Below are 10,630 nucleotides of genomic sequence, written 5' to 3' on the forward strand. Positions count from 1 at the left end.
AACCGCACTCTTCAACTTGTCGGAGATGGAACTCGGGAGTAATGACCATATCCTCACAGTCTGACTCTACTGAGACGGATTACTCGAAAGTCGGCGTAGGGGTCGATGTCGGCGGAACCTTCACCGACACTGTACTCGTGTTCCCCGACGGTGTCGTGACCACGAAGGTTCCCACGACGGAGGATCAGAGCCGGGGAGTCGTAGAAGGAATACGTAAGGCGTGTGAGAAAGCCGGAGTCGACGCCGAGGAGATAGACAGATTCAGTCATGCGATGACTGTCTCGGTGAACGCAGTACTCGAAAGGGACGGAGCCGAGACGGCTCTCGTGACCACAGAGGGATTCAGGGACGTCCTCGGAATAGGGCGTCAGGATCGACCCGACCTCTACGACCTCGAAGCAGAGAAGACACCGCCTCTCGTGCCACGAGAAAGGAGGTACGAGATAGACGAGAGAGCCACACCCGAGGGAACCGAGAAAGGGGTCGATCCCGACGAGGTCAGATCGGTCACGTCGGAGATAGAGGACGACGTCGAGGCGGTAGCTGTCTGTCTCCTCCACTCGTACGCACATCCCGAGAACGAGACTCGGGTCGCCGAAATAATAAAGGACGAGACCGGTTCGGTACGTGTCTCGTCTTCACACGAGGTTCTCGCCGAGTTCCGTGAGTACGAGAGAGCCTCGACGACAGCCCTCGACGCCTACGTCTCTCCCGTAATCGACAGCTACCTCACACGTCTCTCGGAGAGAACGTCGGAGATCGGCATACCCGATCCTGAGGTGATGCAGTCGAACGGGGGTGTTTCGAGCCTCGAAGCCGTCAGACACAAGCCCGTGACAACACTGTTCTCGGGTCCCGCTGCGGGGGTCGTCGGTGCGAAGACTGTCTCACGTGGCGTCGATGTTGAGGGGATAGTTACCTTCGACATGGGAGGCACCTCTACCGACGTCAGCCTCGTGCGCGGCGGCGAGATAGAGAGATCGACGCGTAACGAGGTCGGCGGACATCCCGTCGGCGTACCCATGGTAGACGTAGAGACGGTCGGCGCAGGTGGAGGAAGTATAGCCTGGATCGACGACGGGGGTGCTCTACGTGTGGGTCCCGAGTCGGCGGGTGCTGATCCGGGACCTGCGTGTTACGGACGCGGCGGCGAGAAGCCGACGGTAACCGACGCCGACGCAGTCCTCGGCTACATACGCGGGAGCCTCGGAGGAGAGGTGAATCTGAGAGCCGACAAGGCACGTGAAGCCGTCGAGAGACTCGCCGATCAGACTCAGATGGACGTCACAGAGACGGCAGCGGGCATCCACAGGGTGGCTAACTCGAACACAGCGAGGGCTGTGAGATCGGCTACCGTCGAGAGGGGACACGACCCGAGAGGGTTCGGCATAGTAGCATACGGAGGCGCGGGACCCATGCACGCAGTCGCGGTCGCCGACGAACTCGGCATCGAGACAGTCGTAGTTCCGAGAGCCGCAGGGGTTCTGTCGGCTTACGGACTCCTCGCGGCTGACGAGAGACACGACGCTGTGAGGAGCCACCTAGTCGGACTCGGCGATGTCGACGTCTCGGAGGTCGAGGCAGTCTACGCCGAGATAGTCGATGACCTCTTAGAAGAGACATCGGGTGACAGAGACGAGGTGCGTATTCAGAGACACGCCGACCTGAGATACGAGGGGCAGAGCTTCGAACTCACTGTCGAGGTCGACGACCCCTTCGACCCCGAGTTAGTGAGACGCAGTTTCGAGGACGAACACGAGAAGAGCTACGGTTACTCTCTCGGAGACGGAGAGGCTGTCGAGGTGGTCAGCCTCAGAGCCGAGTCGGTCGCCAAGAGACGCCGTCCCGATATGGGGGTAGAGGAAGCTGAGGGAGACCCCGTCAAGGACGTCCGTGAGACGTACTTCCCGGGGGACGGATTCGAGGAGACACGTGTATACGACAGAAGCCTTCTGAGTACTCAGGACGAAGTCACGGGAAGAGCCGTCATCGAGGACGACGAGACCACAGTCGTTGTCCCGCCGTCTTGGAAAGCGACTCTCTCGGAGAACGGTAACATAGCCGTCGAGAAGAAGGAGGTGAGTTAGATGCTCGATCCTGTCGAGACCGAGATACTCCGGAACCGTCTCGAAGCCGTAGCCGACGAGATGGGCGACGTCCTCATAAGGTCGTCCTACTCCCCCAACATAAAGGAGCGACACGACTGTTCGACTGCGGTCTTCGACACCGACGGACGTATGGTCGCACAGGCGGAGCACATACCCGTCCATCTCGGAGCGATGCCCGAAGCGGTCGACGCTGTTCTGGAGATGAAACCGTCGCCGGGAGATGTCTTCGCTCTCAACGACCCCTACGCCGGAGGCACACATCTACCCGACATCACCCTCGTATCGCCCGTGACCGTGACCTCAGACGACGAAGACGAGATAATCGGATACGCAGTCTCACGTGCCCACCACGCTGACGTAGGGGGATCGACCCCCGGAAGCATGCCAGCGGGTGCGACCGAGATATACGAGGAGGGACTCCGTATACCTCCCGTACGTCTAGTCTCCGAGGGAGAGACCAACACCGACGTACTCGACCTCATACTCTCGAACGTCCGTAACCCCGACGAGAGGGAGTCCGACCTGAGGGCACAGATCGGAGCCAACAGACGTGCCGAGGAGAGAGTACGTGAGGTGGTAGAAGGACTCGACGTCTCCGTAGACGAGGCGTTCGACGCCGTGATCGAGTACTCGCGCCGCAGGACGGTATCGGAGATAGAGTCGATAGACGACGGCGACTACGTCGCCGAGGACGTCTTGGAAGGCGACGGTGTCACCGACGACGACATACGTATACGTGCGACGGTCACAGTAGACGGAGACAGGATCGAGGTCGACTTCTCAGGGACAGATCCACAGACACGTGGAAACGTCAACGCGCCTCTGTCAGTGGCGAAAAGTGCGGTCTACTACGTCGTGAGATCTGTCACAGACCCCGACATACCCCCGAACCACGGCTGTTACGAGCCCGTCAGAGTCGAGGCTCCGAAAGGCTGTCTCCTTAATCCCGAGCCTCCCGCAGGAGTAGTCGGAGGCAACGTCGAGACTAGCCAGCGTATCACAGACGTCGTATTCGACGCTTTCGGAGACGTGGTCGACGTCCCCGCACAGGGTCAGGGAAGTATGAACAGCCTTATAATAGGGTCGTCGTCCCCCGATTCGGAGTTCACCTACTACGAGACTATCGCGGGAGGATCGGGTGGACGTCCCGAGACCGACGGCATGGACGGTGTCCACGTCGGGATGACGAACACACTCAACACTCCGGTCGAGTCGCTCGAAAACGAGTATCCCCTGCGTGTCGAGGAGTACTCGCTCAGGGACGGAAGCGGCGGAGAGGGAAGACACAGGGGAGGACTGGGTATCGTGAGATCACTACGTCTCGAAGCCGACTCGACTGTCTCGGTGATAACTGACAGACGACGACACGCTCCGAGAGGTAGGAACGGCGGAGGGGACGGTGCTCTTGGCAGGAACCTCATTGACGGGGAGGAGGTCGGAGCGAAGACGACAGTCGAAGCCGAAGAAGGAACCGTCGTGACTGTCAAGACCCCGGGAGGCGGTGGCTACGGAGACCCGGACGACGCCTCTGAGTAGACACTCCGTATCGCGTCGGCTGACGTAAGCCTTATACCTTCTGCACTACTCTGTACATTAGAAGACAAACTTGTACACGAGGGAACATACATGGAGGAATACATAGAGAAGACGGTCGACGGCGAGGATCTGAGCTTAGAGGAGGCTAAGGAAGCCGCCGACGCAGTCTTCGAGGACGCGACCGACGCACAGATCGGAGCACTCTTAGCGGGACTCAGAGCGAAGGGCGAGACAGAGGAGGAGATAGCGGGCTTCGCGATGGGGATGAGGGACGCTGCCGAGACTATATCGCCCGACGCCGAGCCCCTGATAGACACGTGCGGAACCGGGGGCGACGACTACGACACTATAAATGTCTCTACGGCGACGTCAGTAGTAGCGGCGTCGGCGGGTGTCGCAGTCGCCAAACACGGTAACTACTCTGTCTCGTCGAACAGCGGAAGTGCGGATGTCTTCGACGAACTCGGTGTCGAGATAGAAGCCGATCCCGATGAGGTCGAGAGGTCGATAGAGGAGGTCGGCATAGGATTCATGCTCGCACCCGTCTTCCATCCCGCGATGGGACGTGTGATAGGACCCAGGAAGGAGCTCGGGATGAGGACGGTCTTCAACATACTCGGTCCTCTCACGAATCCTGCGGGGGCAGACGCACAGGTCGTGGGTGTCTACGACGAGGATCTCGTCGAGAAGATTGCGCGCGTCCTGAGCCTGATGGAGGTCGAGGACGCGGTAGTCGTCCATGGCTCGGGACTCGACGAGATCTGTCTCCACGGCGAGACGACCGTAGCAGAGACCCACGGCGACGACGTCGAGGAGTACACGCTCACCCCCGAGGATATGGGACTCGAAAGGGCTCCGATAGACAAGGTCGCGGGAGGCGATCCAGAGGAGAACGCACGTGACCTAAGACGTATCTTCTCGGGAGAGGAGGACGGTGCGAAACGCGACATAGTCTTAGCCAACTCGGGTGCGGCACTCTATGTCGCTGGAGTCGCGGAATCGTTCGAGGAGGGTGTCGAGATAGCCGAGAATAGGGTCGACGAAGGAAAGCCCCTCGAAAAGCTCCACGACTTCTCGGAGATCCAGTAATGGTACGTGTCAAGATCTGTGGAGTGACCGACTCCGACGGTCTCGGAAAGGTCGTAAGATCGGGAGCCGACGCAGTCGGATTTATCACTCAGGTTCCCGTCGATACGCCGCGTAACCTCTCTGTCGAGGAGGTCTCCCACCTCGTCTCAGAGACGCCGCCCTTCGTGACCACCGTCGCTGTCGTGATGCCTGACACCGCCGACGAAGCAGTCGAGTTAGCCGAGTCGTCGGGAGCCGACGTCCTACAGGTACACAGCCACTTAGAGCCCGACGAAGTCGAGTACCTGAGCCGAGAGACAGACGCAGGTGTCGTCAAGAGGGTGGAGCCGAATCCCGACCACGCGACGAAGTACTCCGAGACAGCCGACGCTCTGATAGTGGACTCGACAGACGAAGACGGCGCGGGGGGAACCGGAGAGACGCACGACTGGTCGAGAACCTCGGAGGTCGTACGTGAGGTCGACGTCCCCGTAGTCCTAGCCGGCGGTCTCAGACCCGGCAACGTCAAGGAGGCAGTCGAAGCCGTCGAGCCCTACGCAGTCGACGTCGCCTCGGGAGTCGAGTCGTCGGACGGCGGTAAGGACGCCCAGCTCGTCGAGAGATTCGTCGCCGAGTCACGGAGTCAGACGGAGGTGGAGACACGTGTCTGAGTTCTTCGACGTCTCTGAGGACGAGTACGTCGAGAGGATCGAGTCAGGCGCCGACGTCGTGAAGCTGTCGGCGGAGGTCGAGACCGACGCGAAGCCCTTGGAGGTCTACTCCGCCCTGAGGGGCGACTACTCTTTCCTCCTCGAAAGCGCCGACAAGAACATATCAGCTCTGAGACAGGTCTCCGACGACAACGCCGGAGCCGACACGGGGGCGAGGTACTCGTTCGTGGGGTTTGACCCCGTCGCTGTCGTACGTATAGACGGCAGGTCGGTAGAGGTCGAGAGTCTGTCTGACGTCTCCGATCCGATAACTCCTGACACCGACGTAGTCGAAGACGGCGAGGTGAAGGAGGGTCACGATTCCTTGGACGCGCTAAGGGCGGTCGCTCCCGACATCGAGACTGCGGGCTTCGACGGCGACGATAGACAGGCTTTCGAGGGCGGTCTGATGGGGTACCTCGCCTACGACGTCGTAGACGAAGTCTGGATAGACGGACGTGACAAGGAGTCGTCGACACCCGACGCCGAGTTCGTCGTCTCGACACACAACGTCGTCTTCGACCACGCCGAGGATCAGGTCTCGATAGTCTTCACACCTCTACCTCTCGACACCGACTCGCCGCGACAGAGTTACAGACGTGAGGCGGAGAAGGCACGCGAGGCTGTGGAGGAGATCGAGAGTTACGAGCCGCGTTCTCCTCAGGGATTCGAGGTACTCGACTCACGTTCGGGCGACAGGGACGTCTTCGAAGAGGCGGTCGAGGAGACACGTGAACATATACTCGACGGCGACATCTACCAGGCTGTCGTGTCACGTCGGCGCGAGATCGACGTGAGGGGCGACATACGTGACTTCTACTCTAAGCTCCGCGAGATAAATCCGTCTCCGTATATGTACCTCGTCGAGTTCGACGGAAGAGGGGTCGTGGGATCGAGTCCTGAGACCCTCCTGAGTGTCCACGGCGACCGTGTCAAGACGAATCCGATAGCAGGAACGTGTCCGAGAGGCGAGACAGCCGTCGAGGACAGGAGGCTCGCGGGTGAGATGCTCTCCGACGAGAAGGAGCTATCCGAACACGTCATGCTCGTCGACCTCGGAAGGAACGATGTCAGACGTGTCTCCGAGTCGGGAAGCATAGACGTAGAGGAGTTCATGAGCGTAGTCCAGTACTCCCATGTCCAGCACATAGAGTCGACGGTCGCGGGCGATCTACGTGACGAGAAGGACGCCTTCGACGCCACGAGGTCGATCTTCCCCGCGGGGACGCTGTCGGGGGCTCCGAAGATACGTGCGATGGAGATAATCGATAGACTGGAGACTTCTCCGAGAGACGTCTACGGAGGAGGTGTCGGATACTACTCGTGGACAGGAGACGCCGACCTCGCGATAGCGATACGTACGGCGACCTTCGAGGAGAGCGAGAAAGACACGAAGACGATGACAGTACAGGCAGGCGCGGGTATAGTCGCCGACTCCGACCCCGAGAGCGAGTACGACGAGACCGAGGGCAAGATGGACGCCCTCCTCACCGCACTCGACGACCTGTCGGTGTCTGGGAGCCGAGATAAGACCGAAACACAGGAGGTGGAGAGATGAGAGTCCTCCTAGTAGACAACTTCGACTCGTTCACGTGGAACCTCGTCGACTACGTCTCGGTAGTACTCGATGACTACGACGAGAGCGACGTCTTAGTCGAGAAGAACACCGTCACGGTCGAGGAGGTCGAAGAGATCGACCCCGACGCGGTAATCATATCGCCGGGCCCGGGACATCCCGCGAAGGAACGTGACATAGGAAACACTGTAGAGATCATACACGAGTTCTCGGAGACGCCTATACTCGGAGTATGTCTCGGTCACCAAGCCTTAGCCGAGGCTTACGGCGGCGAGGTCGGACGTGCTCCCAAGCCCGTACACGGGAAGTCTTCGGAGATCGACCACGACTCCGAGGGAGTCTATACGGATCTGCCTCAGGGATTCCCAGCGGGACGTTACCACTCCCTGATAGTCAGCCAAGTCCCCGACGAGTTCGAGGTTACCGCCGAGTCGAGGTCGAACGGAATAGTCATGGGAATGCGCCACCGAGAGAAGCCCTTAGAAGGCGTCCAGTTCCATCCCGAGAGCGTACTCACTGCCCACGGTCACGAGATAATAGACAGCTTCCTAGAGAAAGCGAGAGACGACTAGTGGAAGGTCTCGCCGCTCTCTGCCTTCTGTCTCAGGAGGTCGGAGGCTTCGTACCTCTGTGCTCCGTACTCCTCTTCGAGACTGTCTAGCTCCTCGACGACCTCGTCGAGACCGCGTTCGTCGGCGTACTCCATCGGACCCTCGGAGAAAGCCGCGCCGAGCTTCATCGCGGTGTCTATTCTCTCGGGGTCAGCGACGTCGTTGTCGACGAGCTTCGCGCCCTCGTTTACCGCGATACACATAACACGGAGCGGGTCGGCTCCCTCGTCGGGGATCTCGACCTCCTCGTCGTAGTCGTAGAATCCCTCGCCCGTCTTCCTGCCGAGCTTCTCGTCCTCGACCTTCTGTTCGAGAAGGGGACAAGGCTCGTAGGAGTCGTCTATCTCCTCCTGGAGGTACTCAAGTATGTCGAGGTTGATGTCGTTGCCTATCTGATCCGAGAGCTCAAATGGACCCATCGGGAGTCCGAGGTCGTTCTTGACCGCGTCGACCTCTCCGAGGGACGCCTCGCCTTCCTCGACAGTCCAGCACGCCTCGTTGATGTAGGGTATGAGGAGGCGGTTGACTATGAATCCGGGCGAGTCCTTCGAGACCCTAACGGGTGTCTTCCCGAGATCCTCGGCGAGTGCCTCTGTCTTCTCCACCGTCTCGTCGGAGGTGTGGTCTCCACGTATGACCTCGACGAGATCCATAATGACGGGAGGGTTGAAGAAATGCATCCCGACGAAGCTCTCGGATCTGTCGGTAATCTCGCTGAGACGTGTGATCGAGAGCGACGAGGTGTTCGAGGCGAAGACGGCGTCGTCGGGTGCTTCTTCGTCTGTGGCTCCCCAGACGTCCTGTTTTATCTCCATCTTCTCGGGGACAGCCTCTATTACGAAGTCGGCGTCTCCGACCGCCTCACCCATGTCGACGAGGGGTGTTATACGATCCATCACCTCGTCGGCGTCGTCTATCTTGCCCTTATCGTCTAAGCCCTCGACGCTGTCCTCAACGGCGTCGTAGCCGTTCTGGACGAACTCTTCCTTTATGTCACGTAGGTTGACGTCGTAGCCAGCGAGTGCGGCGACCTCGGCTATTCCGTGTCCCATGGTTCCGGCTCCGAGAACAGCTATGGTTTCTACGTCTTCTATCATGTAGAATTCGTCGCCTGCTATCTGTTTTAAACTTTCGGAACGGTCGGCGTGATTCAGCAAAAGATAGCGCGGAGCCCCCTTCCTCAACGAGCAGCGCAGAGAGCCCAGGCTCTCAAGCAGCACAGTAGGGAGGGGAGGAACGCGTCCCATCCTCCACCAACACTTTTCTCTGGACTCGGTTAACTCCACCACTACATAGTAGTAAAACATTTAACTGTATAAAACGATAGATACTGATAGTGAGGGAAGCAACGCCGAAGTCCCTGAGAACAGAACAGTTCTCGGGATCGGCCTCGGCGTCGCATACCTTACTCCTACTCCGTCGCAACCAAACTGGGGACGACGGAGGCGTGCTCAAAAATCGGAGATTTTTGGCATGCCACTGAGCTCCGCTCAGTGTAGCACACCCGTAAACGTTGCGCTAAATGGCGGGACGATGACCGTGAACGTGTAAGTACTGACGCCCCTTCGACGGGGAGACAGGCCACTCCGTTGGTTCATAGCCATAGAACGGGAGTTCACGTCAAAGCCCTATCCCTCCACGAGCGAGGGTTTGCCCGAGCAAAGTAGGGTGGGGTAGTTTACAGGTTTTGATACATCTCCCCTAAGTACACAAATACTTAATAATCTCGTCCGAAATAGCGGTCATGGTCAAACAACGCAGTTTCGCCTATATTGGGGTGTTTCTCCTCGTCTTCTTAGCGGGTTGTTCTGCCGCTGGCTCGCTCCATATGAAGTCTGCACCATCGGATTCCAAGTTAGCCGAGCAAGCAAGTCGGCCAGTTATAATCCCGAATGAAGAACCCACGGAGGATCAACTGCTTGTCCAACAAGCGATTACGGATGGGTCTGCAACGAGTGAGAGCCCTAGGCCAGCTGTAGAACCGGGTCTTCCGTTTGTATACAACCGAACGTATTACAATATTTCTTCGACTATTATCGATCATCACTCAGAAACGCAAGTCACTGTTGGTATCGATTACAACGGCACGGCACCGCCCAGTAAGACCATCACATACGATCGGATCTCAAAACGTGATCAAGTGGTACTGTCAGATTTATTTCCGCCAAAAACTGACACATATCGACCTGGGCCTGATATAGGGACGTCGACAACGTACAATGCGACTGAGTGGAACAACTCTGTGATTTTGAAAGATAATTACACCGCGGTTCGGTATCAGGAAGAAACTTATCCTGTGATTCTCCAAGACACACAGACAGTGAGAGTTAACACCTACCAATATACAGCGACTATCCACGCAAATGACAGCGATGAATACGCAGACGAACTTCGGTCAAAGTACCTTTTCACGCTGTCAGGGTTGTCCAAGAGCGAGCAGAATATCGTCGAAAAGGCGATCAACGACACATATTACGCTGACAGTACCGAAGACGACGCATTTCGGTCGGTGTTAGAGACTTTTCAAAACCACCGAGCAATACAGAAAACCGAATACCGGGGGAAATGGCTAGTACGGTACGAGGGTCGCGTCTATGTCGCTGAACTCTCTTATGATGGGTTCACTACGACCTCTTGACATCCTCCCCGCGCTAAAGAATGGCTTGTCAGTAGACTCTAGTTCTGCCGACACGGGAGTGAAGACAAATAATCTGTAGCTGATACTGAGTCCAACAAGCACCAGTATCTTTTTTTGAGTCGTGTGCTTGGACATACCCGTGCCAATTCACCGAGCGAAAGACGCCGACGAAGTCTACTCAGAAGTCAAAGACTATGACCTCGTCATCACTCCCGATGCCCCTTTTGCGAGTGCGATCAACCGACGTCTCGACCGTCCACAGTTTGGATCCTTCTCGACTACTCCACGCCGTCTCGCAGCTGGCAGACGGGAACAAGCAGAAGACCGTATGACATCCTCCCCGGCGTGAACGCCGGGGTTTCCTCCATGGGAGTCTCAGCCGG

6 protein-coding genes and 2 pseudogenes are annotated in these 10,630 nt (G+C 58.1%); 7 read left to right on the plus strand and 1 reads right to left on the minus strand.

Annotated elements, in window-relative coordinates; all coding sequences use genetic code 11:
• Positions 1 to 41 precede the first annotated feature (41 nt).
• From SV253_05015 to SV253_05040, 6 genes are all read left to right on the plus strand, one after another.
• Positions 42 to 2,087, plus strand: a complete 2,046-nt coding sequence (locus SV253_05015; protein MDY6775424.1) for a hydantoinase/oxoprolinase family protein — start codon at positions 42 to 44, stop codon at positions 2,085 to 2,087.
• Positions 2,088 to 3,644 (plus strand): hydantoinase B/oxoprolinase family protein, encoded by a 1,557-nt coding sequence (locus SV253_05020; GenBank protein ID MDY6775425.1) that lies wholly within the window; start codon positions 2,088 to 2,090, stop codon positions 3,642 to 3,644.
• A 90-nt stretch (positions 3,645 to 3,734) separates the two neighbouring features.
• Positions 3,735 to 4,733: an anthranilate phosphoribosyltransferase gene (trpD, locus tag SV253_05025; GenBank protein MDY6775426.1), complete on the plus strand. Its 999-nt coding sequence runs from the start codon at positions 3,735 to 3,737 to the stop codon at positions 4,731 to 4,733.
• Positions 4,733 to 5,383 carry a phosphoribosylanthranilate isomerase gene (locus SV253_05030; protein ID MDY6775427.1) on the plus strand — a complete coding sequence of 217 codons (651 nt, stop codon included), beginning with the start codon at positions 4,733 to 4,735 and terminating at the stop codon, positions 5,381 to 5,383. Before trpD ends, SV253_05030 begins: the two co-directional genes overlap by 1 nt.
• On the plus strand, positions 5,376 to 6,980 hold the full coding sequence (gene trpE / locus SV253_05035) for an anthranilate synthase component I (protein ID MDY6775428.1): 1,605 nt from the start codon (positions 5,376 to 5,378) through the stop codon (positions 6,978 to 6,980). Before SV253_05030 ends, trpE begins: the two co-directional genes overlap by 8 nt.
• Complete coding sequence (locus SV253_05040) at positions 6,977 to 7,570, plus strand: aminodeoxychorismate/anthranilate synthase component II (GenBank protein MDY6775429.1); 594 nt, start codon at positions 6,977 to 6,979, stop codon at positions 7,568 to 7,570. The genes trpE and SV253_05040 overlap by 4 nt, the downstream gene beginning before the upstream one ends.
• Before the next feature lie 11 nt (positions 7,571 to 7,581).
• On the opposite strand, the pseudogene SV253_05045 reads toward SV253_05040, so the two are convergent.
• Positions 7,582 to 8,706: pseudogene (locus tag SV253_05045) on the minus strand (3-hydroxyacyl-CoA dehydrogenase NAD-binding domain-containing protein).
• Positions 8,707 to 10,386: 1,680 nt separating this feature from the next.
• On the opposite strand from SV253_05045, the pseudogene SV253_05050 reads away from it, so the two are divergent.
• Positions 10,387 to 10,575 (plus strand): annotated as a pseudogene (locus SV253_05050) (hypothetical protein).
• Positions 10,576 to 10,630 lie beyond the last annotated feature (55 nt).

The organism is Candidatus Afararchaeum irisae (genome assembly GCA_034190545.1).
In the GTDB taxonomy this organism is placed as follows: domain Archaea; phylum Halobacteriota; class Halobacteria; order Halobacteriales; family Afararchaeaceae; genus Afararchaeum; species Afararchaeum irisae.